This window comes from Streptomyces sp. SS7 (assembly GCF_037993025.1).
Lineage (GTDB): Bacteria > Actinomycetota > Actinomycetes > Streptomycetales > Streptomycetaceae > Streptomyces.
In genome coordinates this window covers 9,515,975-9,540,540 of the sequence record NZ_CP141223.1, presented here as the reverse complement: position 1 = coordinate 9,540,540, position 24,566 = coordinate 9,515,975, and the positions used below count along the sequence as shown (strand labels likewise).

The 24,566-nt window shown below is 73.5% G+C and carries 23 protein-coding genes and 2 pseudogenes; 13 read left to right on the top strand and 12 right to left on the bottom strand.

Features of this window, described 5'->3' with window-relative positions; translation table 11 throughout:
- Positions 1-11 precede the first annotated feature (11 nt).
- The 6 genes from U5640_RS42940 (at position 12) to U5640_RS42915 (ending at position 8,065) form a co-directional block, all read left to right on the top strand.
- Positions 12-2,198, top strand: coding sequence for a glycosyltransferase (locus U5640_RS42940; protein ID WP_340384627.1), 2,187 nt, complete (start codon positions 12-14; stop codon positions 2,196-2,198).
- Positions 2,195-3,418 carry an acyltransferase gene (locus U5640_RS42935; RefSeq protein ID WP_340384626.1) on the top strand — a complete coding sequence of 408 codons (1,224 nt, stop codon included), beginning with the start codon at positions 2,195-2,197 and terminating at the stop codon, positions 3,416-3,418. The genes U5640_RS42940 and U5640_RS42935 overlap by 4 nt, the downstream gene beginning before the upstream one ends.
- A gap of 117 nt (positions 3,419-3,535) precedes the next feature.
- On the top strand, positions 3,536-4,114 hold the full coding sequence (locus U5640_RS42930; RefSeq protein ID WP_340384625.1) for a hypothetical protein: 579 nt from the start codon (positions 3,536-3,538) through the stop codon (positions 4,112-4,114).
- 130 nt (positions 4,115-4,244) lie between these two features.
- A complete protein-coding gene (locus U5640_RS42925; protein WP_340384624.1) occupies positions 4,245-6,296 on the top strand; it encodes a PA14 domain-containing protein in 2,052 nt (683 codons plus the stop codon).
- Between the two features lie 510 nt (positions 6,297-6,806).
- Positions 6,807-7,274 carry a sortase gene (locus U5640_RS42920; RefSeq protein WP_340384623.1) on the top strand — a complete coding sequence of 156 codons (468 nt, stop codon included), beginning with the start codon at positions 6,807-6,809 and terminating at the stop codon, positions 7,272-7,274.
- 98 nt (positions 7,275-7,372) lie between these two features.
- The gene (locus tag U5640_RS42915; protein ID WP_340384622.1) at positions 7,373-8,065 is read left to right on the top strand and encodes a class F sortase; all 693 of its coding nucleotides are present in this window, start codon (positions 7,373-7,375) and stop codon (positions 8,063-8,065) included.
- A gap of 53 nt (positions 8,066-8,118) precedes the next feature.
- Here U5640_RS42915 and U5640_RS42910 read toward each other — a convergent pair whose 3' ends face one another.
- The gene (locus tag U5640_RS42910; protein ID WP_340384621.1) at positions 8,119-9,555 is read right to left on the bottom strand and encodes an oxygenase MpaB family protein; all 1,437 of its coding nucleotides are present in this window, start codon (positions 9,553-9,555) and stop codon (positions 8,119-8,121) included.
- On the bottom strand, positions 9,552-10,265 hold the full coding sequence (gene uppS / locus U5640_RS42905; RefSeq protein ID WP_340385673.1) for a polyprenyl diphosphate synthase: 714 nt from the start codon (positions 10,263-10,265) through the stop codon (positions 9,552-9,554). The genes U5640_RS42910 and uppS overlap by 4 nt, the downstream gene beginning before the upstream one ends.
- Positions 10,266-10,526: 261 nt before the next feature.
- Here uppS and U5640_RS42900 point away from each other — a divergent pair, with 261 nt between their 5' ends.
- Both U5640_RS42900 and U5640_RS42895 read left to right on the top strand, forming a co-directional pair.
- Positions 10,527-10,898 (top strand): antibiotic biosynthesis monooxygenase, encoded by a 372-nt coding sequence (locus tag U5640_RS42900; protein ID WP_340384620.1) that lies wholly within the window; start codon positions 10,527-10,529, stop codon positions 10,896-10,898.
- A 79-nt stretch (positions 10,899-10,977) separates the two neighbouring features.
- Positions 10,978-12,339, top strand: a complete 1,362-nt coding sequence (locus U5640_RS42895; protein WP_340384619.1) for a cytochrome P450 — start codon at positions 10,978-10,980, stop codon at positions 12,337-12,339.
- Between the two features lie 76 nt (positions 12,340-12,415).
- Here U5640_RS42895 and U5640_RS42890 read toward each other — a convergent pair whose 3' ends face one another.
- Together U5640_RS42890 and U5640_RS42885 are read right to left on the bottom strand one after the other, a co-directional pair.
- On the bottom strand, positions 12,416-12,952 hold the full coding sequence (locus U5640_RS42890; protein WP_340384618.1) for a GNAT family N-acetyltransferase: 537 nt from the start codon (positions 12,950-12,952) through the stop codon (positions 12,416-12,418).
- A 104-nt stretch (positions 12,953-13,056) separates the two neighbouring features.
- A complete protein-coding gene (locus U5640_RS42885) occupies positions 13,057-13,497 on the bottom strand; it encodes a glutaredoxin domain-containing protein (RefSeq protein ID WP_340384617.1) in 441 nt (146 codons plus the stop codon).
- A gap of 170 nt (positions 13,498-13,667) precedes the next feature.
- On the opposite strand from U5640_RS42885, the gene U5640_RS42880 reads away from it, so the two are divergent.
- Positions 13,668-14,888 carry an ATP-binding protein gene (locus tag U5640_RS42880; RefSeq protein WP_340384616.1) on the top strand — a complete coding sequence of 407 codons (1,221 nt, stop codon included), beginning with the start codon at positions 13,668-13,670 and terminating at the stop codon, positions 14,886-14,888.
- Here the strand turns inward: U5640_RS42880 and U5640_RS42875 are convergent.
- From U5640_RS42875 to U5640_RS42850, 6 genes and pseudogenes are all read right to left on the bottom strand, one after another.
- Entirely contained in the window at positions 14,818-15,006 is a 189-nt protein-coding gene (locus U5640_RS42875; protein ID WP_340384615.1) for a hypothetical protein, read from the bottom strand. The genes U5640_RS42880 and U5640_RS42875 overlap by 71 nt on opposite strands.
- Before the next feature lie 77 nt (positions 15,007-15,083).
- Positions 15,084-15,410 (bottom strand): annotated as a pseudogene (locus U5640_RS42870) (hypothetical protein); the annotation flags it as partial.
- Between the two features lie 230 nt (positions 15,411-15,640).
- Complete coding sequence (locus tag U5640_RS42865; protein ID WP_340384614.1) at positions 15,641-16,297, bottom strand: hypothetical protein; 657 nt, start codon at positions 16,295-16,297, stop codon at positions 15,641-15,643.
- 143 nt (positions 16,298-16,440) lie between these two features.
- Positions 16,441-17,277 (bottom strand): rod shape-determining protein, encoded by an 837-nt coding sequence (locus U5640_RS42860; protein ID WP_340384613.1) that lies wholly within the window; start codon positions 17,275-17,277, stop codon positions 16,441-16,443.
- Complete coding sequence (locus U5640_RS42855; RefSeq protein WP_340384612.1) at positions 17,274-17,642, bottom strand: TraR/DksA C4-type zinc finger protein; 369 nt, start codon at positions 17,640-17,642, stop codon at positions 17,274-17,276. The genes U5640_RS42860 and U5640_RS42855 overlap by 4 nt, the downstream gene beginning before the upstream one ends.
- A gap of 96 nt (positions 17,643-17,738) precedes the next feature.
- Positions 17,739-18,068 carry a TraR/DksA C4-type zinc finger protein gene (locus U5640_RS42850; protein ID WP_340384611.1) on the bottom strand — a complete coding sequence of 110 codons (330 nt, stop codon included), beginning with the start codon at positions 18,066-18,068 and terminating at the stop codon, positions 17,739-17,741.
- A gap of 464 nt (positions 18,069-18,532) precedes the next feature.
- Between U5640_RS42850 and U5640_RS42845 the strand changes: the two genes are divergently transcribed.
- From U5640_RS42845 to secD, 4 genes are all read left to right on the top strand, one after another.
- On the top strand, positions 18,533-19,600 hold the full coding sequence (locus tag U5640_RS42845) for a HAMP domain-containing sensor histidine kinase (RefSeq protein ID WP_340384610.1): 1,068 nt from the start codon (positions 18,533-18,535) through the stop codon (positions 19,598-19,600).
- 2 nt (positions 19,601-19,602) lie between these two features.
- Positions 19,603-20,316 carry a response regulator transcription factor gene (locus U5640_RS42840; RefSeq protein ID WP_340384609.1) on the top strand — a complete coding sequence of 238 codons (714 nt, stop codon included), beginning with the start codon at positions 19,603-19,605 and terminating at the stop codon, positions 20,314-20,316.
- A gap of 76 nt (positions 20,317-20,392) precedes the next feature.
- Entirely contained in the window at positions 20,393-20,842 is a 450-nt protein-coding gene (locus U5640_RS42835) for a hypothetical protein (RefSeq protein ID WP_340384608.1), read from the top strand.
- Between the two features lie 79 nt (positions 20,843-20,921).
- Complete coding sequence (secD, locus tag U5640_RS42830) at positions 20,922-23,300, top strand: protein translocase subunit SecD (protein ID WP_340384607.1); 2,379 nt, start codon at positions 20,922-20,924, stop codon at positions 23,298-23,300.
- A gap of 71 nt (positions 23,301-23,371) precedes the next feature.
- On the opposite strand, the gene U5640_RS42825 is transcribed toward secD, so the two are convergent.
- Positions 23,372-23,785 carry a PPOX class F420-dependent oxidoreductase gene (locus U5640_RS42825; protein WP_340384606.1) on the bottom strand — a complete coding sequence of 138 codons (414 nt, stop codon included), beginning with the start codon at positions 23,783-23,785 and terminating at the stop codon, positions 23,372-23,374.
- A pseudogene (locus tag U5640_RS42820) lies at positions 23,782-24,345 on the bottom strand (AraC family transcriptional regulator); the annotation flags it as partial. The gene U5640_RS42825 and the pseudogene U5640_RS42820, both read right to left, overlap by 4 nt.
- Positions 24,346-24,566: the final 221 nt, after the last annotated feature.

Genomic DNA, 24,566 nt, shown 5'->3' with positions numbered 1-24,566 from the left:
CACACCGCCCGATGCGCCCCTCCTCCCGCCGCCGCAGACCCGTAGCGCCGGACACCCCGGTGTCCAGACGCCGCGTTCCCATGCGGCTGCTGCTGCCCGTCCTGCTGCTCACCGCCCTCGTCGCGATGCTGATGCTGCGGGGTTACGTCCACAGCGAGATCCTGGCCGACCACCGCATCCGCCCCGAGGCGGCGTCGGACAAGGTGCCGGAGGAGATCATCGACGGCGGCCCCGTGATCGACACCCGCAACGGCGGCACCGGCTCCCTGAAGGTCCCCGACCACCGGCTCGTCCTCACGTTCGACGACGGTCCCGACCCGAAGTGGACGCCGCAGGTCCTCGACGTCCTGAAGAAGCACCACGCGCACGCCGTCTTCTTCATCACCGGCACCATGGCCTCGCGCCATCCCGACCTGGTGAAGCGGATGGTGGACGAGGGCCACGAGATCGGGCTGCACACCTTCAGCCACCCCGACCTCTCCTACCAGTCGACGAAGCGGATCGACTGGGAACTCACCCAGAACCAGCTCGCCCTGGGCGGCGCGGCCGGCATCCGCACCTCGCTGTTCCGGCCGCCGTACTCCTCGTTCGCCGACGCCATGGACAACAAGTCGTGGCCCGTGACGCGGTACATCGGCAGCCGCGGCTACATCACGGTCGTCAACGACACCGACAGCGAGGACTGGCGCAAGCCGGGCGTCGACGAGATCATCCGGCGGGCCACCCCGCACGGCGGCAAGGGCGCGATCGTCCTGATGCACGACTCCGGCGGCGACCGCCACCAGACGGTCCAGGCGCTCGACCGGTTCCTGCCGGCGCTCAAGGCCGAGGGCTACAGCTTCGACAACCTGACGGAGGCACTCGGCGCGCCCAGCGCCCACACCGCCGTCACCGGCCTCGACCTGTGGAAGGGCGTGGCGTGGATCTTCCTGGTCCGGGCCTCGGAGGGGGTCACCGGTGTGCTGGTGGCCGGACTGGCCGTGGTCGGCACCCTGGTCATCGGCCGCTTCCTGCTGATGCTCGTCCTGTCCGCGGCGCACGCCCGCAGGGTCCGCCGCCGGGGCTTCACCTGGGGGCCGGACGCGCCCGTCACCGAGCCGGTGTCGGTGCTCGTGCCCGCGTACAACGAGGCCAAGTGCATCGAGAACACGGTGCGCTCCCTGATGACGAGCAACCATCCGATCGAGATCATCGTGATCGACGACGGCTCGACGGACGGCACGGCCCGGCTGGTGGAGGCCATGGGTCTGCCGGGCGTGCGGGTCGTGCGGCAGCTCAACGCGGGTAAGCCCGCCGCCCTCAACCGCGGTATCGCCAACGCCCGGTACGACCTGATCGTCATGATGGACGGCGACACCGTCTTCGAACCGGCCACCGTCGGCGAGCTGGTCCAGCCCTTCGCCGACCCGGCCGTCGGCGCCGTCGCCGGCAACGCCAAGGTCGGCAACAAGGACACCCTCATCGGCGCCTGGCAGCACATCGAGTACGTGATGGGCTTCAACCTCGACCGCCGGATGTACGACGTCCTGCGCTGCATGCCGACCATCCCGGGTGCCGTAGGAGCGTTCCGCAGGTCGGCGCTGGAGCGGGTGGGCGGCATGAGCGACGACACGCTCGCCGAGGACACCGACATCACCATGGCCCTGCACCGGGACGGCTGGAAGGTCGTGTACGCCGAGAAGGCACGGGCGTGGACCGAGGCGCCGGAGTCCGTGCAGCAGCTGTGGTCCCAGCGCTACCGCTGGTCGTACGGCACCATGCAGGCGATCTGGAAGCACCGCCGCGCCGTCGTCGAGAAGGGGCCTTCCGGACGCTTCGGCCGCGTCGGGCTGCCGCTCGTCTCCCTCTTCATGGTCCTCGCCCCGCTCCTCGCCCCCCTCATCGACGTCTTCCTGCTGTACGGGGTGGTGTTCGGCCCGACGGGGAAGACCCTGGTGGCCTGGCTCGGCGTACTCGCCGTGCAGGCCGTGTGCGCGGCGTACGCGTTCCGGCTGGACCGTGAACGGATGACGCACCTGCTCTCGCTGCCGCTCCAGCAGGTCCTCTACCGCCAGCTGATGTACGTCGTCCTGCTGCAGTCCTGGATCACCGCCCTCACCGGAGGCAGGCTGCGCTGGCAGAAGCTGCGCCGCACCGGCGTCGTCGGGGCGCCCGGCGCGGGCGGCCACACCCTCACCGATCGGAGCCCCGCCGTATGAACCCCGGACCGACGGCCGGTGCCGACCTGCGCACCGACGACCGCACTCCGCCTCCCGCCGGCGGCGGGCGGCCCCCCGGCCGGGACCGCTATCTCGATCTGCTGCGCTCCGTCGCCCTGGTACGCGTGGTCGTCTACCACCTGTTCGGCTGGGCCTGGCTGACCATCCTGTTCCCCTCGATGGGCGTGATGTTCGCGCTCGCGGGCTCGCTCATGGCGCGCTCCCTGAGCCGTCCGGCGCTCGGGGTGATCCGGGGCCGGCTGCGTCGGCTGCTGCCGCCGATGTGGCTGTTCGGCGCGGTGATACTGACCATGATGTTCGCGGCGGGCTGGAACCCCCTCGACGACCCCGACCACGGCGGGGTCTGGGGTCTGGTGGAGCTTTTCGACTACGTGGTGCCGATCGGCGCCCCGCCGTTCCCCTGGCAGCTGGGCTCCCGGTCGGGGCTCCTGGAGGAGACCTGGGCCGTACAGGCGGCGGGCGTTCTGTGGTACCTGCGGGCCTACCTGTGGTTCGTGATCGCGTCCCCGGTGCTGCTGTGGGCGTTCCGGCGGGCCCCGTGGGCGACCGTGCTGGCCCCGCTCGCCCTGACCGCGGTGGTGGGCACGGGTCTCGTCACGATCCCCGGCGAGACCGGCAACGCCGTCGGCGACTTCGGGGTGTACGGCGCCTGCTGGGTGCTCGGCTTCGCCCACCACGACGGGGTGCTGGCCCGGATCCCGCGCTACCTGGCCGTGTCGGTGTCGGCCCTGGTGATGGCCTTCGGCCTGTGGTGGGCCTCGGGTCACCTCGGGCCGGACGGCTGGGACCTCAACGACATCCCACTGGCCCAGGCCTGCTGGTCCTTCGGGTTCGTGGTGATCCTGCTCCAGTACTCGCCGTCCTGGCAGGAGCTGCCCGGCCGGCTGCGCCGGTGGGACCCGCTGGTGACCCTCTCCAACAACCGTGCCGTGACGATCTACCTCTGGCACAACCTCCTGATCATGGCGACCGTCCCGGTCATCGACCTCGCCTACGACCTGCCCTTCCTGCAGAGCGACACGGCGGTGGCCGCGCTCGACTCGTCGTACAACATCCTGATGTTCCTGCTCGTCTGGCCGCTGATCGGTCTGATGATCGTGGCCGCGGGGTGGGCGGAGGACCTGGCCGCCAAGCGCCGCCCGCGGCTCTGGCCGGACGGAAGGGACAAGGGAGGCCGCCGCCACGGACTCGCCCGCTGAGTCCGGGTCGTACGACATGGCTCCGACGCGGATCGGTCGCTGGGATGGGAAACCGGCGGGCGGTCCGTCACAGTGGACGTGGTCGGTCGAGGGGGACCACGACGGGGAGGCAGACCGATGACGGAGCCCGAGTTGTTCGAGCTGCCGGCCGTGGTGGTGCGGCAGCCGAAGCGTTCGGGGTGGCGCCGACACAAGGGCCCGCACCTGGCCGTGTCCACCGTGGAGGGGACACCGCTCGCCGAGGTGATCAACGTCAACGACACCGTCTTCCTGCTGGCCCGCCTGTCCGGCGCGTTCATCCTCCGCATGGAGCGGCACGTCGGGCTCGCCCCCTGGACCCCGGCGCGCTTCCGGTTCTTCGACGCGGAGGGCCGGGAGGTCGGCTGCGCCCGTGCCTCCGGGCTGGTCAAGACCCTGCAGCTGAGCTTCCGGACGGAACGGAGCCGCCCGCTCATCCTGACGCGGACGGCGCCCGTCGGGATCGAATGGCGGCTCACGGAGACCGATCCGCCGCGGGCCCCGGAGCCGGAGCTGCTCGGGCGGGTCACGGTGAGCACCGTCGACCGGTGGCTGGGGTTGCAGCAGTACGTCGTGGAGACGACCCCGCACCTGGACACCTCCGAGCGGCAGACGTTCCTCGCCATGGTCGTCTGCCTGCATCTGCTCCGTCGGCCCCCCGGCGAAGGCTCCGGCTGAGAAGTCCCCGGCTCGGTACGCAACGCGCCAAGAGAACGTAAACAGTCGGGCAACCCTGTGACCACCTCATGAGTCACACACGCGTCACCTGTTCGTTTCCCATGCTCCGGAAGGGGCCGCACGCTCTGTGATGACTCGTCATCGGCTGACCGCGCTCGCCGCGACGGCCGCCCTCGCCGCCACCGGCGGCCTGCTCACCGCCACCCCGGCCGCCGCGGCCGTCACCTGTGCCTCTCCCCTCTGGAAGGCGCAGTACTTCGGCAACTCCACGTTCAGCGGCACCCCGAAGCTGACCGCGTGCGACCCCGCCGTCGCCGAGGACTACGGGTACGGCGACCCGCCCGGCGTCACGCTGCCCAGGGACAACTTCTCCGTGCGCTGGTCCCTCACGCGGGACTTCGGCTCCGGAGGTCCCTTCCGGTTCTCGGCCGCCACACAGGACGGCATGCGGGTGTACGTCGACGGGGTACGGAAGATCGACCTGTGGAGGAACGTCTCCACGACCGCCCGCAAGACCGTCGACCTGACCGTCCCGGCCGGCCGGCACACGCTCCGCGTGGACTACGTCGCCTGGACCGGCGTCGCGCGGGCCGCCTTCACCTACGCCCCGCGCACCGAGGCCACTGTCGACACGGTCAAGCCGCTGGCCCCGACCGGGCTGACCGCCACGTACGACCCGGGCACCGCGAAGACCACCTTGCGCTGGACCGCGAACAAGGAGATGGACCTCGCCGGATACCGCGTGTACCGACGGCTGGGCAGCACCTCGTGGGCGAGGGTCGGCGGTGCGTCGCCGCTCACGTCCCGCTCGTTCGTGGACGCGACACCGGCCACGGGCCAGACGTTCCTGTACGAGGTCCGTGCCGTCGACAGGGCGGGCCGTGAGTCCACCGGCAGCCTCGACGCCACGGCGGTGACCGTGGACCGCACGGGCCCGGCGGCGCCCACCGGTCTCACGGTCGTCGGCGACGCCTGGTGGGCCACCGTGGCGTGGCAGCAGGTCGCCGACGCCACGACGTACGAGGTGTACGCCTCCGCCGCGGCCGGCGGCCCGTTCGCGCTGCTGGGTACGACGAGCACGACGTCGTACCGCACCGACGCGCCCGAGAACACGCCCCGTTACTACCGGGTCCGCGCCCTCGACGCGCTCGGCAACCCCTCGGCGTACGCCGGCGTCACCGGCGACGGCGTCGACCGTACGCCGCCGAAGTCCCCGACCTCCCTCGGCTCCGTCGTCGACGTCGGCGCCACCGAGGTGTACTGGAAGCAGCCCGACGGCTTCTACGAGGACTTCGACAACGGCGGGACGTACCACGTCTACCGCTCGTCCGGCACGGTCCTCGACCCGGCGGCGCTCACCCGCGTCAGTTGCGCCGAGCAGAGCGACGAGACCAGCACGGGTGGCATCTGCCACGACCTGGACATGCCCGAGGGCGTGTACGTGACGTACGCGGTCGCGGCGGTGGACCCGGCCGGCAACGAGTCGGCGCTGTCCGCCCCGCTCGTCGTCCGCACCGGTGACCGTGTCGCGCCCGGCCCCGTCACCGGGGTGAAGGCCACCCCCCGCGAGGACGGCGTGCTGGTGAGCTGGGCGGCCTCGCCCGAGGACGACGTCGAGCGCTACCGGGCGTGGACCGGTGTCCGCCAGGCCGACGGCACGGTCAAGTGGCTCGGCTCCACCTCCTGCCGGGAGGGCACGAGCGATCCGCTCGCCGTGCTGTGCGGCGACCTGCCGGACGGTGAGACGTACGTGTACGCGGTCGTCGCCAGGGACCACTGGGGCAACGCGCTGCTGCCGGGCGACCCGAAGGTCACGCTCGTCGAGGCCACCGAGCTGGACGTCCGGCCCGAGGTGACGGTCACCCAGGACTGGGAGCTCGGCACCACGGGATACGGCACGGTGATCGGCGGCCCTGAAGAGGACGGGCCGTCCATCAGCTGGCGGTGCGACAGGGCCACCGAGTGCGAGAGCGTCGCGGGCTACCGGATCAGCCGGTGGAACGCGGCCACGAAGGCGTACGAGCCGCTGCACCCGGGGCTCCTGCCGGCCTCGACCCGTACCTACACGGACACCACCGCCGCGCGGGGGGCCACGCATTTCTACACGCTCCAGGCGGTGCGCGCCGACGGCGGCGTCGCGGGCACCCATGTGTGGAACTGCGTCTTCCAGGACCGCGTCTAGTGCCGTGACCGGGAAGGTTTGCCGGGAAGCTCGCGGCGTCCGGTGCGGTGCATCGCAAGGCGGAGCGTCGCCCGCGTACCGGATGTACTCGGGTGATGCGACAACGCGGCGAGGTGCCGTGCCGGGCGTCGCGAGCCGGTGAACCTTTCCGGTCACGGCACCAGCCACGTGGTCCTGGCCGGTGACGTACGGTCCCGGGGCGGGAAGTGCCGCTCCGGGACCGGCTCGTGAAACGGCGCCCGCGATCCTCCGGTGCGCGGGACAGGGTCGTCGCGGCCGTTAACCTGTTCGCCGCCCTCTCCCGCGATTCCTCCCCCACCGCCCCGCGCACTTGGCTGACCTGGGCAGATGCCCGTACGACGGCAGCGCTTTCGCCTGTACGGGCGATGCCCGGGCGAATCCGTCCGGTTGCGGATCTGACGGACCGTCGGTTGCCTCGTCAGTGGCGTCCACACAGACGCCGCACAGACAGACCGGAGCAGTTGGAGGGTTCTCTTGGGCATCACACGCGTGGTTATCGGTATCGGCCTGACGGCCGGTGCCCTGGCTCTACAGATTCCGGTCGCCGCCGCGGCCGGTGACTCCGGTCTCGTCATCCGGCAGAGCGCCAACGGCTCCACCGTCACCGTCAGCACCACCGCCTGTGGCGAGGAGACCTACGGCAAGGGCGAGTCGGAGCTGGTCGGGGCGTTCCACCTCTTCGCGGGCCCGCGCCAGGGTGAGCTCACCGGCGAGTTCACCCTCCCGGAGGGAACGCCGGCCGGCACCGACACCGTCACCGTCAAGTGCCCGCCGCGGATCAAGATGACGGACTCGTACGAGATCGCCGCACGTGAACCCGACGGTGCCGTCGAGGCCGGTTTCGGTCCGGCGCAGGACACGGCCCCGCAGCTCGCCCTCGGCGCGGCGCTGGTCGTCGCGGCGGCGGCCGGAGGGCTGGTGAGGATGCGTCACCGCTCCGGCGCCCGGCGCACCTGAGCGCGGACTCCCCGACGGCTCCCGGATCTCTCTCCCCTTTCCGGGAGCCGTCGTGAATCCGATCCCCCTCCCCCACTCCAGGCAGAGACCCGACCCAGATGGCCTCAAGGCACACCCACACCCGCCGCTCCCCCTCGCCCTCGTTCGTCCCGTCAGCCGGACTTGTCGCCTGGACCCTCGTGGCAGGTGCCGTACTGGTGACGGGCGCGCTGCACTACGAGCCGCCACCGCAGCCTTCGGTGAGCCAGGGATTCGCACCGCTGCCCGGCCCCGCCGCCCCCCGCAGCGTCCCCCCGGCCTCGCCCTCGATCACCGAGGTCCCCTCGCTGCCACCCGCGCGACCCCTCCGGCTCAGGATTCCCGCCCTCAACGTGAACGCCCCCCTCACCAGGCTGCACCTCGGCCCTACGGGTGCGCTCGAGCCGCCGCCCGCCGACGATCCCCACCTCGTCGGCTGGTACAGCGAGGGCACGGCTCCGGGATCGGTCGGGACGGCCGTCACCGCGGGGCACGTGGACGTGCGCACCGGGAAGCCGGGCATCTTCTTCGGACTCGGCGCCCTGCCCAGGGGCAGCGTGATCGAGGTCGACCGGGCGGACCGGCGCACCGCCGTCTTCACCGTCGAGGCCATCGAGGTCTACGACAAGCAGCACTTCCCGAGCCGCATGGTGTACGGCAGCTCCGGGCGGGCGGACCTGCGGGTGATCACCTGCGGCGGCGCCTACAGCAAGCAGACGGGCTATCGGGGCAACGTCGTCGTGTACGCGACCCTGACGGACAGCCGGGCGTGAACACGGGCACGGCGCCTTCACAGGCGCGGCTCGCCGCACGGCTCCGCTGACGCTCATGCCTGCGCGATCACCGGGTCGTAGGGGGTCGAGCGGAGTCGGCCGGACATGAAGGAGAGGAAGTCCTTGACGAACGCGCTCCGGGTGTACGCGCCGTCGCTGCGGTGGGTGTCGCGGTGGAAGCCGGTCCGGAACAGGGCCCGGTACTCCCCCGCGTCGATGCACTGATCGCCGTCCTGGTCGGCGACGTCGAACAGCACTTCGGCGACCCTGATGAGCGCCGGGCCGGCCAGCGAGGGCACGGCGGCGGCGTACTCCTGGGCGCTGACCCGGCCGTCGCCGTCCGTGTCGAGTGCCTGCTGGAGCTCGCGCCACCACTCGGCGTGGGCCTGGTAGAGCCGGGTCTCCTCGGGCTCGTCCAGGTCGAGGCGGGTGGACAGTTCGCGTGCCATGGCGGCGAGGTCGGGCCAGTCGAGGTAGCCGTCACCGGTCTGGTCCAGGACCTCGCGGAAGAACTCCTCGGCACTGCGGTGGGTGGTGTCCGGCGAGGTCGGCTCGGGCACGGTGGGCAGCGGGGTGAGCAGCCGGATCAGGGCGCCGGCCCGTTGCATCCGTCGGTGCAGGGCGGCGAGGGTGCGCGCCCGGGGGTCGTCGCTGTCGGGCGTCAGGTCCAGCAGGTCGGCGACGGCGTCCGCGCGGATCCAGCCGTCGGGCAGGAAGCGGGCCAGGCCGACGGCCAGGTAGGCGCCCTGCATGACGGTCTGGGCCCCGGGCATCTCCGGCAGGCCGGCCCGCCTGCGGAACGGTTCCGGGAGCGACGCGACGGTGATGGCTCCGACGACCGGTCCGGTGAGGGCGCGGCCGACGGCCCACAGGGTGGGCAGGCCCCCCAGGACCGGTGGCGCGGGCAGATGGTCGAAGAGCCTGTACAGGATGATCCGCATCGCCTCCGTGTTCTCCAGTTCCTCCGCCACAACCCGGTCGAAGTAGACCCAGAACTCGGGCAGACTGGCGGGGAGTTGGCCCCTGTCGTCGTCCATCAGGGCCAGATACGCACGGAACTCGGTGTAGAGCCGCTCCATCACCTCCTGTTCCAGGGGCTGTCCGCCCAGCCGGCACATCGTGACGGTGCTCTCGAACAGGGTCGCCACCACCCAGGCGCGCACGGCCGGGTCCATCGCGTCGTACGGCCGTCCCTGCGGGTCGGTGCCGCTCAGCCGGGCGTGCAGACGGTTCAGGCGCGCGGCCTCCCGGTGCCGTGCCTCGTCGTCGTCGCCGAACATCCGCCGGAGGCTGCGCAGGGTGTTGCGCAGGCGCCGCCAGGGGTGGGCCACGAAGGTGGAGTTCTCGATCAGGGCGGCACCCACCTGGGGGTGCGCGGCCTCCAGGACGGTCGCCCGGATGACGGCCAGCGCCCAGCGGGGGTCGTCGAGGAACTCCTGGAACTGCGATCCCGTGCCGAACAGGGGCGGCAGGTCTTCATTGACGGTCATGGTCGAGGGGCTCCGTTCTGCTGCGGCACGACGCCGCCGAAGCGGCGGTCGCGGTGCTGGTAGGCGCGCAGGCATGCGAGGAAGTGCGGGGCACGGAAGTCGGGCCAGAGCACCGGCGGGAAGGTCCACTCGGCGTAGGCGACCTGCCAGAGCATGAAGTTGGAGATGCGCTGCTCACCGGAGGTCCGGATGACCAGGTCCACTTCGGGCGTGTCGGGAAAGGGCAGATGCGCGGCGAAGCTCTCCTCGGTGACGGCCTCGGCGGGGACGCCCGCGCGGATCAGTGACCGTGCGGCCTCGACGATGTCCCTGCGTCCGCCGTGGTCGAACGCGACCGTCAGCGTCATGCCTTCGTTGTCGCCGGTCAGCGTCATCAGGTCGGCGACGTCGCGCGCCAGCGCCGGAGGGATCCGGGGGTCGCTCGCGCCGAGGAAGCGGCAGCGGATGCCGCGTGCGTGGAGCAGCGCCGCGTGTTTGCGGACGACCCGGCGGACCAGGTGCATCAGGTAGTCGACCTCGGTGCTGGGTCGCCCCCAGTTCTCCGTGGAGAAGGCGTACAGGCTCAGCCATTCGACGCCCGCGCCCCGGGCCGCCTCGATGACATCGATGACGGTCGTCTCGGCGGCACGGTGGCCCGACGTGCGCGGCAGCGAGCGCTGGGTCGCCCACCGGCCGTTGCCGTCCATGACGCAGGCGACGTGCCGGGGCACCTTGCGCGGCGGGGCGCCACCGGTGGGCCGTACGGCGGGATGCGGGTCTTCCGCGAGATCGTCCACGCTGTGCCCGGTCGTCACGCCCCGTCCCTTCACCCCGCCCCGCGGCGCCCCCCGCCGAGCAGCCGCGCCATGGTGAAGCGTGCCAGGTCACCACCCCGGTGCGGGGTGCCCGAGGTGGGGATTCACCCGGGGAACTGGTGCCCGAGATCTGCTGCCGTTCGGGGCACCGGTCGGCGCGCCCCCTACAGTGACGCCATGAGCGATCACCCCGAAGCGCCTGTCACGCCCGTCGAGGCTTTCGAACCCCCTTACTACATGGCCGTCTTCACGACGGTCCGCACCCAGGAACAGAGCGGCTACCTCGAGACCAACGCCCGCATGGAGGACCTCGTGAAGGACGTCCCCGGGTTCCTCGCGATGGAGCACGCGCAGACGCCCGGCGGGCTCGGCATCACCGTCGGGTACTTCCGCGACGCCGACGCCCTCGCCCGGTGGCGGACCGACGCCGAGCACCGCGCGGCACAGCGGCGCGGGCGGGCCGAGTGGTACGAGAGCTACACCCTGCACGTGGCGAAGGTGGAGCGCAGTCACGGCTTCACCCGCGCCGCGGCGCCGCGGAACCCGTGACGCACGCCCGGCACATGATCGAGTGACCCTGCGCACAGCCGGGCCGGGCGCCGCGCCGCGGCGTGTTAGCGTCCGGGCCGTGCATGCGACGGCTCCGGACAGCGGCGCGGCGGGCGGCGCGATCGCCGGGGCCGCCGCGCAGTGCCGCCGTGGGTCGCCGGGCGCCGGAGGACCCCGGGCGCCCGGCGACCCGTTCGGCCGGCTCGGTCCGCTCGATCTGTTCGGCGCCGGCTTCGTCCGGGACCCGTACCCCTGGCTGGACGCCCTGCGCACCGATTCCCCCGTGCACCACGATCCGGCCACCGGGCTGTGGCTGGTCAGCCGTTACGACGACATCCGTCGGGTGCTGCTCGATCCGGCCGGGTTCCACCCGGACAACGCGCTCCACGCGGTCACCCCGCTGCCGGTCGGGGCGCTGCGCGCACTCGCCCGGGCCGGCTTCGCGCTCCCGCCCGCGCTCGCCAACAACGGCGGTCCGAGCCATGCGGGGCTACGACGCCTGGTGACCCGGTTCTTCCACGCGGAACGCGTCGCAGCGGCCGTCCCGGCCATCGAGCGCATCGCCGGCGAACTGCTGGACTCCGCGCGGTCCGAGCTCGACGCCACCGGCGGCTGCGACCTGTTCGGCTCCTTCGCCCAGGTGCTGCCCTGCCGGGTGCTCATGGAGCTCCTCGGTATCGAGGGGATCGACCCGGCGACGCTGATCCGCTGGAGCGACGCCTCGCTGGAACTGTTCTGGGGCCGCCCCACCCCCGAGCGGCAGCGCGAACTGGCCGGGCTCGCGGGCGAGTTCCACCGGTGGCTGACGGCCACGGTGCGCGACGGCGGCCATCCGCCGGACTCGCTCGTCGGGGCGCTGGCCCGCCACCGCCTGCCCGACGGGGGCCCGCTGGACACCCGTACCGCCGTCGCCGCGTGCTTCTTCGTGTTCATCGCGGGCCAGTCCACGACCGGCCAGCTCATCGCCACGGTGCTGCGGCGCGGGCTCGGTGAGCCGGGCCTGTGGCGGCGGCTGCCGCACGAGAGGGGGCTGGCCGAGGCGTGGACGGAGGAGGTGCTGCGCCGGGAACCGCCCGTCACCACCTGGCGCCGGGTCACCGCGCGACCGGTCGACCTGGGCGGAGTGAGCCTCCCCGCGGGAGCACAGCTCCTGCTGATGCTGCTGGGCAGCGGATCCGACCCGGAGGTCTTCCCCGACCCGGCCCGGATGTGCCCGCACCGGCCGAACATCCGTCACCATCTGGCGTTCGGGGCCGGCCGCCATCGCTGCCCGGGGGCGTCCCTCGCCCGCACGGAGGCCGCGATCGCCCTGCGCGCGGCGGCCGGCCGACTGCCCGAGGCGGGGCGGACCGCGGTGCGCGGAGAGGCGGGCGGCGACGAGCCGCCGATGCTCGGCCTGCTGTCCTTCCGGGCACCCCTGCGGGTCACCGTCCGCCGATGAACCGAGGGGATGCCGGGCGGGGCGGTGCTCAGTGCTCCCTCCCCGACGGCGGTGCGATGCCTCCCGCCCGCTCCCGTCACGGCTTCCGCCACTGGCCGAACCACTGCTCGGCGCCGTACTCCTCGAACCGCTCGACCTCCGTGAACCCCAGCCGCGCCGCGAGGCGCAGCGCGCGGTCGTTGGCGGACTGGGTGCAGAGCACCACCGGCTCACCGGGGAGGACGCCGGCGAACCAGTCGAGGGCACGCGCGCACGCCTCGGCGGCGTACCCGCGTCCCCATGCCTGCGGCAGGAACAGGTAACCGAGTTCGGCCTCCCCGCCCTGCGGACGGACATGCCCCGGACGCTCCGCGTCGCGTCGGTCGAGCGTGACCAGGCCGGCCATCGCGCCGTCGAGCTCGATCACGAAGCAGCCGGGGCGCCGCCCCGGCACCTCGGGCATCGCCCGGTCGAGCTCCTCGCGGGGCCGGGGGCCACCGATGTAGGTGCCCACCTCCGGCGAGGCGAACAACTCGACGAAGGCCGCGCGGTCCCTGGCCTCGGACGCGCGGAGGAGGAGCCGTGCGGTCCGCAGCGGGGCAGGTGGCCAGGGGACGGTTCCGAGTCCGGTCATGGCGAGCAACCTACCGAGGCGCGGATCAGCCGAGGGCGTCCGGGCGCCGCCGCATCCGGTGCTCGCCACGAGGGGCGGCCGCGGCGAGGGGCGGCCGTCGCCCCTCAGCGCGGGGTCGAGGTGAGCTGTGCGCGTACCCATGCGGGATCGGGGTTGGTGTGGGGGCGGCCCGCGACGACGACGGTCGGCACGGTCTCGTTCCCGTCGTTGGCCGCCCTCACCTCCGCCGCTCCGGCCGGGTCGCGCCAGATGTCGACCCAGTGCAACCGGCGCGCCTTGCGGCCCAGTCGAAGACGCAGGCGCAGGCAGTACGGGCAGCCCGGCCGCCAGTAGACGACGGGGCGGTGGTCGAGCGCGCTGCGCCGTCGCGCCTCCGCCGCCGTGAGCGACCCAGGGAAGAGCAGCGGCGAGTTCAGGCCGGCGAACAGCGCGCACAGCAGCAGGAAGACCGCGGCGGAGACGGGACTTCCGCCGCGGAGCAGCCCGGCCGCACCGGCCGAGCCGCAGACCACCATCAGGACCGACGGGATCCAGGCACGCATCATGGCCACGCAGACTACCGCCGGGGCGGCCGGGCCGGTCCGGGCAGGCCGCCCGCAGCGCCGGTTCGGCGGGCGGACGGTGTCTTCCTACCCTGGCGGCACGGGGTGTTCGCGCGTGTCATGTCGTTCCGGGGGGAGCCGTGGTGCGGTATCGGGTCGGACGTTGGCCGTTGGTGGGACGCGAGCGGGAGCTGGAGGAGTTCGCCGCGGCGTCGCGGGACGGGAAGTGCCGGGGCTTCCTGGTGTACGGCGCCGCGGGGGTCGGCAAGTCGCGGCTGGCCGAGGAGTGTCTGGAGCGGGCCGCGGCCGACGGGTCCCGGGTGGGCCGGGCCACCGCGACCGCCGCCGCGGGTGCCGTGCCGCTGGGGGCGATCGCGCATCTGCTGCCCGCCGGGGTGGATCTGCGGGACCCGGTCGCGGGGTTCGCCGCGGTGGCCGCTCGGCTCGCCACCGGCCGGGGGCAACCGCGGCGGGTGCTGCTCGTCGACGACCTGCATCTGCTGGACCCGGCCTCGGCGGTGCTGCTGCGGCAGCTGATGGACGCGGGCGCGGTCCGGCTGATCGGCACGGTCCGCACCGCTGAGCCGTACGGCGACGCCGTCGCGGCGCTGACCGGCGGGTCGACCTGGCCGTGCTGGACCCCGGGCGGGTCGGCGCGCTGCTGGCGGCCGCGCTGGGCAGACCCGTCGCCCGGCACACGGTGCACGAGCTGTCGGCGGCCAGCGGCGGCAATGTGCTGTACCTGCGCGAAGCTGGTCCTCGGGGCGCTGGCCGCCGGGGAACTCACCGAGAACGGGGAGATCTGGCAGCTGCGCGAGGGCCGGCTGCCCGGCACTCCACGGCTCGCCGGGACGGCCCGCGGCCCACGGCCGGCCGAAGGGTTCGGCACCGCCCGGCTCGCCGAGGTGATCGGCGCGCGGCTGGCGGGCTCCGCCCCGGAAGGGCGGTCCGTCCTGGAGCTGCTGGCGCTGTGCGAACCGCTGCCGCTCGCCGATGCCGAGGCCGTCGCCGCGCCGCACGCGGTGGCGGCCCTGGAGCGGGCGGGGCTGATCCGCGTCGCGCAGGAGCGCAGGCGCACCTCGGTGTCGCTGGCCCACCCGCTGTACGGCGAGGTGCTGCGCGCGGGACTGCCGGTGCTGCGCCGCCGCACGCTGCCGCGGGAGCAGGCGGCCCGCACCGAGGCCCGGGGGGCCCGCCGCGGGGACCCGTTACGGATCGCCACCTGGCGGCTGGCCGCCACGGGCACGGCCGACCCCGGCTGCTCACCCAGGCCGCGGTGCTCGCGCGCCACGCCCATGACTACGCCAACGCCGTGGCGCTGCTTCAGGCGGTGCCCGAGGACCGCCACACCACCGCCACCCGCTCGATCGCGTAGGCGGTTGCGGTGGGCATGATGCCGGCGAGGCCCTGGTAGAACCAGGTGGCCACGTTGGAGCGGTAGTGGTGGTCGACCGAGAGCCGGTCGGTCCACTGTTCCCACAGCGAGGTCGCGCCCTTGGCGATCTGGTACACGTAGCCGGGGGGGTGCCGGTCAGGGTGACGGCCTGGAGCGCGAGGTCCGTGTAGCCGTACCGGCTGAGGGTGTTGAACTCGTAGCGCGAGCCGTACATGTCGTTCTGGAGGTGGCCGTCGGCGGCCGTGATGCGGTCGGCGAGCAGCTTCGCGAGGGCCTTCTCGTTCTCCGCGAGTGTCCTGGTGCCGGAGAGGTGGCGGGGGTCGTCGGGGGGCAGGTACGCACCGGGGACCAGGTCGAAGACGAGCGCCAGGGTGTTCTCGCTGGAGATGCTGCCCCGGGTGAAGTGGCCCTGGGAGGCGTCCCAGTGGGTGGCGATGAAGGCCCTGCGCAGGGTGCGTGCCGGCCGGGCGTAGTGGGCGGCCCGTGCGGTGCGGCCGAGGAGGCGGCCCACTTCGTCCATGTGGTCGCAGAAGTGGCCGCCGACGGTGTGGAGACGGTCCTGCGAGCTGGCGCGCCAGGCCGGTCCGACAGCGGGACGTGCCCCGGCGGGAGCGCCGACCGTTCGGACGGGCGACCCACTCGGGCCGGGCTCTTCCCCGGGAGCGGTACCCGCGAGGGCGTCCCGGGTCTGCTCGGCACCGTTCCGGGTCGGAGACCCCGACGCCCACCGCGCCGACCCCGTGGACACGGTCAGTGCGAGGTGGTCCAGCGGGGTGCCGTCTCGGCCCAACGCGTCTCCCAGTCGGCGAGGTCGCGGCGGAGCAGGAGGCGGGTGGTGACGCCGTGGGCCGCGGCCCCGGCGAGGGCGACGGCCAGGAAGGCGGTCATGGCCCAGCCCATGGTGCGACTGCGGATCTCGTCGGTGGTCATGGGCGGGCCGGTGATCGTGCCGTGCCTGTCGGTCCAGACCTCGACCGTGCTGCCCTCGGTCAGCCCCGGCGGCACTTCCGTCCTCGCCTCCCGGATCCGGCCGTGCCGGTCGGTGACGCGGACCGTGACCGGGTAGCGGGCCTTCTCGGCCTCCGCCGAACCGGGCTCCGGATGGCGCGGGCTGTCGTGGACGAGCGATGCGGTGCTGATGTGGCGGGTCTGTCGTTGGTGTTCGGCGGCCGTGCGGTAGTGCCGGTAGGCGGCGTCGCCGACGGTGAACGTGGCGGCCAGCCCCAGCAGCGGGACGAGGAGCAGCAGGCCGACGGTGATCCGGTCCCGGAGACGGTCGGTGCGCCGGCGCAGCGGGTTGTTCCGGCGCCGCCACAGCGACAGGGGATGCGTCGTCGGTCCGTACCAGGAGTCGGAGGGCGCGGACGGACGCGGAGGCGGCTGCGCGGGCGGAATCTCGCCGGACACGGTGCTTCTCCCTTCGAGGCTGGTGAGCGGGGGAACAGTGGGGGTGGGGAACAGGGGTGTCCCACGGCCGGTTGAGCGGCACCGGCCGTGGGGCGGGTAGGGGGACGGGGGGCAAGGGGGCGCCGACGGGTGGGTTGCGCGGCTCAGTGGGGACGAGGGGCGGGCCCGGGCGGCGCGGTGCCCCGGGTGGAAGGGTGGGCGTGCGCGGCCCGCAGTATCTTGGCGGCGCCGCGGAGGGCGGCGGTGTGGGGCGCGGCGACAGCCCGCAGGGGTACGTGCAGTCCGGCGCCGAGACGGGCGACGAGGTCGGGGCGCAGGGCGCCACCGCCCGCCAGGAGCGGGCCCCGGCCGAGGGCGTCGGCCGTGCGTGCGGTGCGGTCCTGCCGCAGCATCGAGGTGATCATGGCGATGACGGCCTCGCAGAGGTCCGCCGGTGCGTCGAAGCAGGTGAGGTCGGTGGTGCCCCAGGCGGTGCGGCGCGCGTCGAAGACCGCGCCGTCGACGAGGAGGACCACTTCGGTGAGGTGCGCGCCGATGTCCACCACGAGCAGCGGCCGGGTGAGGTCGGCGTCCGCCGCCAGGGCGACGGCGCGGGCCGTGGGCACGGTCAGCACGGCGCGCGGCCGCAGCACCTGGACGGCCGCACGGGCCCGGTCCCGGTAGGTGGGCCCGTCCAGGACCGGCGTGGTGACCACCACCAGCGGGCGCGGTTGCCGGGGCAGGCGGTGGCCGAGGAGCCGGTCGAGCATCCGGGCCGCTCCGGGGACGTCGACGATCGCGCCGCGCTGGATCGGGTGCAGCGCCCCGGTACCCGGGAAAGTGACCGTGGGAACGTCGAGGATCGTGGGGCGGCCGGCGACCCAGGCGCGGGTCCGGTCACTGCCCATGTCGAGCGCGAGGCCACTGCACCGCCGGCACAGCGGCCAGGGCCGGTGTCGGCCGCCAGAGCCGCCGGTGCGCGGGCGGTGGACGGCGGTCATCCTCCGGCCTCCCGCACCTGCTGGCAGCGCGCGCAGTAGCGGGCCTGCGGCACGATCATCAGGCGTTCCCGGTCGACGGGCCGCCGGCACAGATGGCAGGTGCCGTAACGGCCCTCGTCGATGCGCCGCAGCGCCGCCTCGACGTCGTGGAGGACCATGCGCGCGGACGCGGCGAGTTTGACCTGTACCTCGGTCTGCGCGGCCGAGCGGTGCCCGGACGAGGTCCGGGTGCGGGGCGCTGCCGCTATCTGCCGCAGTTGCTCCCGGCGGAACAGGCGCTGTTCGTGCAGGTTCTCCTGCAACGCGGCGAGGTCCTCGGGCGACAGGTGTGCGGCGCGGTCGCCGACGGTCTGGTGGTTCACCACTCACTTCACCCCTTGTGTGCAGGACGGAGACGCATGGACGGAAGACGTGGGGACGGAAGACGTGGGGACGGAGCCGGGGGGTGTGGGCCCGGCGGTTCAGGCGGCGGCGCGGCGCTGGCAGGCGACGCAGTGCCGGGTGTACGGGAGGATCTCCAGGCGCTCGGCGGGGACGGGCTTGGAACATCCCTGGCAGGTGCCGTAGGAGCTGTCGTCGATACGGGCGAACGCCGCGTCGATCTCCTTGAGTACCTGCTGGATCGCTTCGGCCTGGGCGGACATCACGTGGTCCTTCGCGATCCGGCCGGCCTCGTCGAGGGCCCGCAGCTGGGCCATCCGGCTGCTGCGGGCGTGTTCGAGGCGCCGACGGGCGTCGAGCGCGGCGGGCGGCAGCGGGCGGGGATCGGCCTGGGAGGTGTCGAGCGACACGACGGTTCCTTTCTCGGGCGCCACGGGTGCGCCGCACGTGACGGGTGCGCCGCACGTGACGAGCGCGACCATCGCGGTGGGCGCGGCAGGGGCCGCCCGGGCGGGCGGCCGGCGCGGTGGGCGCGGCTGTGGCCGACCGGTGTGCCGGGCCCGCGGTCCGTACGACGTGGGGCACCGGCCGTACCGGACGGCTCGGTCGGGTTCGACTCTGCCGGGTGGCGCGGCGCAGGCCCATCGGGCGCGGACCCCATTCCTCAGGTGCGGCGGTACCCATACGCCGGCCGGGCGGGGCGGCGGATGGGGACCGCGACCGCGGAAATGGGTGTTGGACACCATCGACCGACGCCACCGGTACGGGGGAGGCTGGAGCAGGCTCGGTCCCGTCCGTGTCCCGGGGCCCGCGCCCGGGTGAGGGGTGCGCGGAGGGCCGATGGAGGCCGGGTCCCTGAAGGAGGAGTTCTCCCGTGTCGCTGTTCTGGCGGATCTTCGCGCTCAACGCCCTGGTGCTGGGCGCCGCCACGGCGCTGCTGCTGTGGGCACCGGTCACCGTGTCGGTGCCGGTGCTGCTGACCGAGGCGGTCATCCTGGTCGGCGGGCTCGCCGTCATGCTGGTCGCCACCGCCACCCTGCTGCGCTGGGGCCTGGCCCCGCTGGGCCGGCTCACCCGGCTGATGACCACCGTCGACCTGCTGCGGCCCGGGCAGCGACTGCCCGTTCCCGGCGCCGGGGGCGGCCACGAGGTCTCGGAGCTGATCCGGACCTTCAACGCCATGCTCGACCGGCTGGAGCACGAACGCGCCACCTCCAGCGCCCGGGCACTGCTGGCCCAGGAGGCGGAACGGCGTCGTATCGCCCAGGAACTGCACGACGAGGTCGGGCAGAGCATGACGGCGATCCTGCTGGTGCTGAAGCGGGCCGCGGACGACGCTCCCGGTCCGCTGCGCGAGGACCTGCGGCAGGCCCAGGAGATCACCCGGGAGAGCCTGGACGAGGTCCGGCGTCTGGTACGCCGTCTGCGCCCGGGTGTCCTGGAGGACCTGGGCCTGGTCAGCGCCCTGACCTCGCTCACCCAGGACTTCGCGACCCACGCCGGACTGCACGTCGTCCGCCGCTTCGACGCCGATCTGCCCGCGCTCGGCGAGGAGAGCGAACTGGTGCTGTACCGGGTGGCTCAGGAGAGCCTGACCAACACGGCCCGTCACGCGGACGCGCGCCGGGTGGAGGTGAGCCTGAGCAGGGCCGACGGGGCGGTGGTGCTGGAGATCGCCGACGACGGCCGCGGTATCGAGGCCGCGTGCGAGGGCGCCGGGATCCGCGGCATGCGGGAACGCGCCCTGCTCGCCGGGGCCACCCTGGAGATCGCCTCTACGCCTGCCACACCCGCTGCCGTCACCGCCGTCAACGCGGTCAATGCCGTCCCGGCCGCCGTCTCCGGTCCCTCGGGCACCTCTGGCACCTCCGGCCCCGGTACGGGAACCCGCACCGGCACCCGCATCCGTCTGATCACCCCCGTCCTCAGGAAGCAGCTCTGACCATGTCCGACGACATCCCTCCCGAACGCACCGCGACTTCGGCGACCTCGGCAACCTCGGCGGCATCGAAGCCGATCCGGATCCTGCTGGCCGACGACCACGCCCTCGTACGCCGCGGTGTCCGCCTGATCCTCGACCGCGAGCCGGACCTGCGGGTTGTCGCGGAGGCAGGGGACGGGGCCGAGGCCATCGAGCAGGCCCGGACGGCGGAGGTGGACCTGGCGGTCCTCGACATCGCGATGCCGCGGCTGACCGGTCTTCAGGCCACCCGCGAACTGGCGGCGCTCAAGCCCGGCCTGCGGATCCTGATGCTGACCATGCACGACAACGAGCAGTACCTGTTCCAGGCGCTCAAGGCCGGGGCCTGCGGCTATGTGCTGAAGTCGGTGGCCGATCGCGATCTGGTCGCCGCCTGCCGGTCCGCGATGCGCAACGAGCCGTTCCTCTATCCCGGCGCGGTCACCGCACTGATCCGCAACTACCTGGACCGGGTCCGCAACGGCGAGGAGAACGCCGATCACCTGCTCACGCCGCGCGAGGAGGAGGTCCTCAAGCTCGTCGCGGAGGGGCACTCCTCGCGGGAGATCGCCGAGATCCTGTTCATCAGCGTCAAGACCGTGCACCGCCACCGGGCCAACCTCCTGCACAAACTCGGCCTGCACGACCGGCTGGAGCTGACCCGCTACGCCATCCGCGCCGGTCTCATCGAGGCCTGACGCCCCCGCCCTCGGGAGCGGCAGCGCCCCGCACAGCAGCAATCGGCTCTCCGGCACATCGAGAAAGGGACGGTGCATGCGCCCGGCATCCCGCGCCGTCCCGACCACCGCCCGCCACCGGCGCACCGCGCTCGTGGCGTCCACGGCGTTCACCGCGCTCCTCGCCCTCCTGGCCCTCCTGGCCCTCCTCCTGGCGCTGAGCCCGGCCGCCACTGCCACCGCGCCGGCCACCGTTCCCCGTTCGGCCTCCGTGGCCCTGGCCTCGGACGTCGCATGGCAGCCGGACACCGGTCAGCGCGCGGACGACCCGAGCGCCGGGCCGTACGCGGCTCAGGTCAGGTCCCCGTACGACCATCTCGGCGAGCGCCCGCACCCACCGGACCACCGCTCCGCCCCGCCCGGCCGGGTCCCCACCGCCCCGGCCGCCGGCGTGGCCGCGTATGCGCCGCCCGTGGGCGCCCCCGGCTTCCACGACGGGTCCGCGCACGACCGCGGCCGGGCCCCTCCCCGGCCTCCTGGCATCTGAGAACAGCCCATCCCCTTTCTCTCTCCCGTCGCGGCCGCCCCCTGCGCCGCCGCCGCGGCATGCCTGCCGGAGGCTCGTGTTGAAACGCCGGAACAACCGGAAGAACCGCACCAAATCCTCGCGCACCCGTGCGCTGCTCGCCCTCGCCGTGATCGTCGGATCGCTGGCGATCGCCCTCACCACGCCGGTCCACCTCGGGCTCGATCTGCGCGGTGGCACCCAGATCCTGCTGGAGACCCGCTCCACCGACACCGTCGAGGCCGGGCCGGAGGCCACCGACCGCACCGTCGAGGTGCTGAGGGGCCGGATCGACGCGCTGGGCGTCGCCGAACCGACCCTCGTGCGCTCCGGCGACCACCGCATCCTCGTGGAACTGCCCGGTCTGCAGGATCCGGAGAAGGCCGCGGCCGTCCTGGGCCGCACCGCCCAGCTCACCGTCCACGCGGTCCTCGGCACCGCCGACACCCCGACGCCGCCGGCCGATGCGGCCGATCAGGCCGATCAGGCCGATCAGGCCGATCAGGCCGATCAGGCCGATCAGGCCGATCAGGCCGATCAGGCCGATCAGGCCGATCAGGCCGATCCGGGCGATCAGGGCGATCAGGGCGATCAGGGCAACGAGGAGCGGGTCCTGCCCGACGCAGCCGGACAGCCCCTGCGGCTCCAGGCGGCCGCCCTGACCGGGCAGCACGTGGAAGGCGCCACCGCCCGCTTCGACCAGCAGAGCGGCGCCGGATGGCATGTCACCGTCGACTTCACCGACTCCGGCCGCGCCCGGTGGACGCAGGTCACGGCGGACGCCGCCTGCCACCCGCCCGGCGACCCGCAGCGCCGCGTGGCCATCGTCCTCGACGGCAAGATCGTCTCCTCCCCGCAGGTCGACCCGTCCGTGGCCTGCGGCGCGGGCATCCCGGGCGGCGCCACGCAGATCACCGGCTCCTTCGACGACGCCGAGGCCCGCGAGCTGGCCCTGCTCGTCTCGGGCGGCGCGCTGCCCGTACCGGTCGAGACGGTCGAGCAGCGCACCGTCGGCGCCACCCTCGGCGACGCGGCCGTCGCGGCGGCGGCCCGCGCAGCGGTGATCGGCACCGCGCTGACCGCGCTGTTCATCATCGCCGTGTACCGGCTCATGGGCGTGCTCGCGACGGTGGCGCTGGCCTGCTACGGCCTCATCTCGTACGCCGCCCTTGCCGCCGTCGGCGCCACCTTGACGCTGCCCGGCCTCGCCGGATTCGTGCTGGCCATCGGTATGGCCGTGGACGCCAACGTCCTCGTCTTCGAGCGGGCCCGCGAGGAGCACGCCGCCGGGAGCCGGACCAGTCCCCGCTCGGCGCTGACGGCCGGGTTCCGGGGCGCGCTGGGCGCGATCGCCGACTCCAACATCACCACGCTGATCGGCGCCGGGCTGCTGTTCGTCCTCGCCTCCGGCCCGGTTCGCGGCTTCGGCATCACGCTCGGCATCGGTGTTCTCGCCTCCATGATCAGCGCGCTGGTCGTCACCCGGGTGCTCGCCGAGTACGCGCTCGACCGCCGTGCCGCCTTCCGCCGGCCGCGTCTGACCGGCATCACGCACACCGGGCGCGTCCGGGACCGGCTGCTGCGCCGCGACCCGTTCCTGATGCGCCGTCCGCGCCGCTGGCTGGCCGCCTCCGGCGTGCTGCTCGTCCTGGCCGGGTCGGGCATTCTGGTGCGCGGACTCGACTTCGGCATCGATTTCACCGGGGGCCGGCTCGTCGAATACTCCACGACCGCTCCCGTCGACCCCGACCGGGCACGCGAGGCCCTCGGCCGGGCGGGCTTCCCGCACGCGATCGTGCAGTCCTCCGGCGACGGCTCCCTCACCGTGCGCGCGGAGAAGCTGACGGATGCCCAGGAAGCCGCGGTGACCGGCACGGTGAGCGGTCTGGGCGGCTGGGCCGAGAAGATCCGCGACGAGTTGATCGGCCCGAGCCTGGGCGAGGAACTGCGCCGCAACGCCCTCGTCGCGCTCGGTCTCGCCCTCGGCGCCCAGTTGCTGTATCTGGCGGCGCGCTTCCGGTGGAGGTTCGCCACCGCGGCGGTCGGTGCGCTCGTCCACGACGTGGTGATCCTCGTCGGGGTCTTCGCCTGGCTGGGCAAGCCGATCGACGGCCTCTTCCTGGCCGCGCTGCTGACCGTGATCGGCTACTCGGTCAACGACTCCGTCGTCCTGTTCGACCGCGTCCGCGAACTCCTCGGCCGGAACCGCGCGATGCCGCTGCCGCGGCTGACGAACCAGGCGATCCTGCAGACCCTCCCCCGCACCGTCAGCACGGGCACCGGGGCGGCCCTCATCCTCACCGCCCTGGCCGTCCTGGCGGACGGCGCCCTCACCGACTTCGCCCTCGCCCTGCTCATCGGCCTGGCGGTCGGCACCTACTCGTCGGTGTTCACCGCGGCTCCCCTCACCCTCGGCCGGCCCGCGAAGAAGCTGCGGTGACGGTCACACAACGCCGGGCGTGGCCCCGTCGGCGGTGGGCGTGCCGTGCCTGACGCCCGACGGGGCCGCGCTCACCAGCCGGGGGGCCGCACGGTCCCCATCACCCGGGTCACGGTGATCTCGATGACCACGCGCTCGGGGTTGGGGCGGGGCTGCCGGTAGCGCTCGGCGTAGCGTCGCTCGGCCTCGGCGACGGACTCCGGGTCGTCCTTGACCACCGCGGTGCCTTCGAGGGTGCACCAGCGGCGTCCGTCGACCTGGCCGACCGCGGCCGTCGCGCCGGGTCCGGCCGCCCGGACGTTGCGGACCTTCCTGCTGCCGGCGCTGCTGATGACGCGCGCGATCCCGGCCTCCGGATCGAAGGTGACCCCGACGGGGACGAGGTGGGGACTGCCGTCCGGCCGGTGCGTGGTCAGGAAACAGATGTGTCGTTCCTGCCAGAAACGGTCATCGTCCGCCTCGGGCGGGGTGGTGTGGCTCGTCAATTCCGGTCCTTCGTCGAGCTGATGGCGCGCCCATTTTCCCCCAGGCGCTGGTGGGTCTGCCGGAAGGCGCCCGGGGTGACGCCGGTGTGACGGTGGAAGAACTTGCCGAAGTTGGTGGGTTCGGGGAAGCCGAGGCGGCGGGCGATCGCCGCCACCGGTTCGTCGGTGTGGGCCAGCAGCCGCTGGGCCTCCAGGGCGACCCGGGCGTCGATGACGCGTTTGACGGGCTGTCCGGTGGCGGCGGCGCAGGCGCGGGTGAGGGTCTTGACGGAGTATCCGAGGCGGTGGGCGTAGTCGGCTGCGCGGCGCGTGGTGGCGTAGGAGCGTTCCAGCTCGGCACGGAAGCGGGCGTACACCTCGCCGCCGGCCCGTGGATCGCCGCCCTCCGGGTGGGGCAGCCGGTCGACCTGCAACAGCACCGTGGCCAGAAGGAGTTGCAGGATCTCCACCGACGCCGTCGCCGCCGGCCGGTCGTACTCCGCCCGCAACTGCCCCAGCAGCGTGGAGAGTACGGCGTACTCCGGGCTCGCCCCCAGGTGCCGGCACACCGGCCCGTACCACCCTGGCCGGCCTCGGCGGACCGTCCGCCGCCCTGCCCATGGCCGCGTCGGTCCTCGGCCTCGCCCCGGCCGCGACCTGCTGCTTCCTGGCCCTGTGCCGCCCCTGGCGCCCCGGCCCCGACCCGCTGGCGCAGTGAGCCTCCCCGCGGGCGGCCGCGGGAAAGGGCGCCTTGCACATGCCCGGCGGATCGTCTGCGGCAGCGATCTCCCGGCCTGACAGC

Coding starts and splice junctions, on each gene's coding strand:
- U5640_RS42940 (WP_340384627.1), top strand. CDS start 12: ATGCGCCCCTCCTCCCGCCGCCGCAGACCCGTAGCGCCGGACACCCCG.
- U5640_RS42935 (WP_340384626.1), top strand. CDS start 2,195: ATGAACCCCGGACCGACGGCCGGTGCCGACCTGCGCACCGACGACCGC.
- U5640_RS42930 (WP_340384625.1), top strand. CDS start 3,536: ATGACGGAGCCCGAGTTGTTCGAGCTGCCGGCCGTGGTGGTGCGGCAG.
- U5640_RS42925 (WP_340384624.1), top strand. CDS start 4,245: ATGACTCGTCATCGGCTGACCGCGCTCGCCGCGACGGCCGCCCTCGCC.
- U5640_RS42915 (WP_340384622.1), top strand. CDS start 7,373: ATGGCCTCAAGGCACACCCACACCCGCCGCTCCCCCTCGCCCTCGTTC.
- U5640_RS42910 (WP_340384621.1), bottom strand. CDS start 9,555: ATGACCGTCAATGAAGACCTGCCGCCCCTGTTCGGCACGGGATCGCAG.
- U5640_RS42900 (WP_340384620.1), top strand. CDS start 10,527: ATGAGCGATCACCCCGAAGCGCCTGTCACGCCCGTCGAGGCTTTCGAA.
- U5640_RS42890 (WP_340384618.1), bottom strand. CDS start 12,952: ATGACCGGACTCGGAACCGTCCCCTGGCCACCTGCCCCGCTGCGGACC.
- U5640_RS42885 (WP_340384617.1), bottom strand. CDS start 13,497: ATGATGCGTGCCTGGATCCCGTCGGTCCTGATGGTGGTCTGCGGCTCG.
- U5640_RS42860 (WP_340384613.1), bottom strand. CDS start 17,277: ATGACCGCCGTCCACCGCCCGCGCACCGGCGGCTCTGGCGGCCGACAC.
- U5640_RS42840 (WP_340384609.1), top strand. CDS start 19,603: ATGTCCGACGACATCCCTCCCGAACGCACCGCGACTTCGGCGACCTCG.
- U5640_RS42835 (WP_340384608.1), top strand. CDS start 20,393: ATGCGCCCGGCATCCCGCGCCGTCCCGACCACCGCCCGCCACCGGCGC.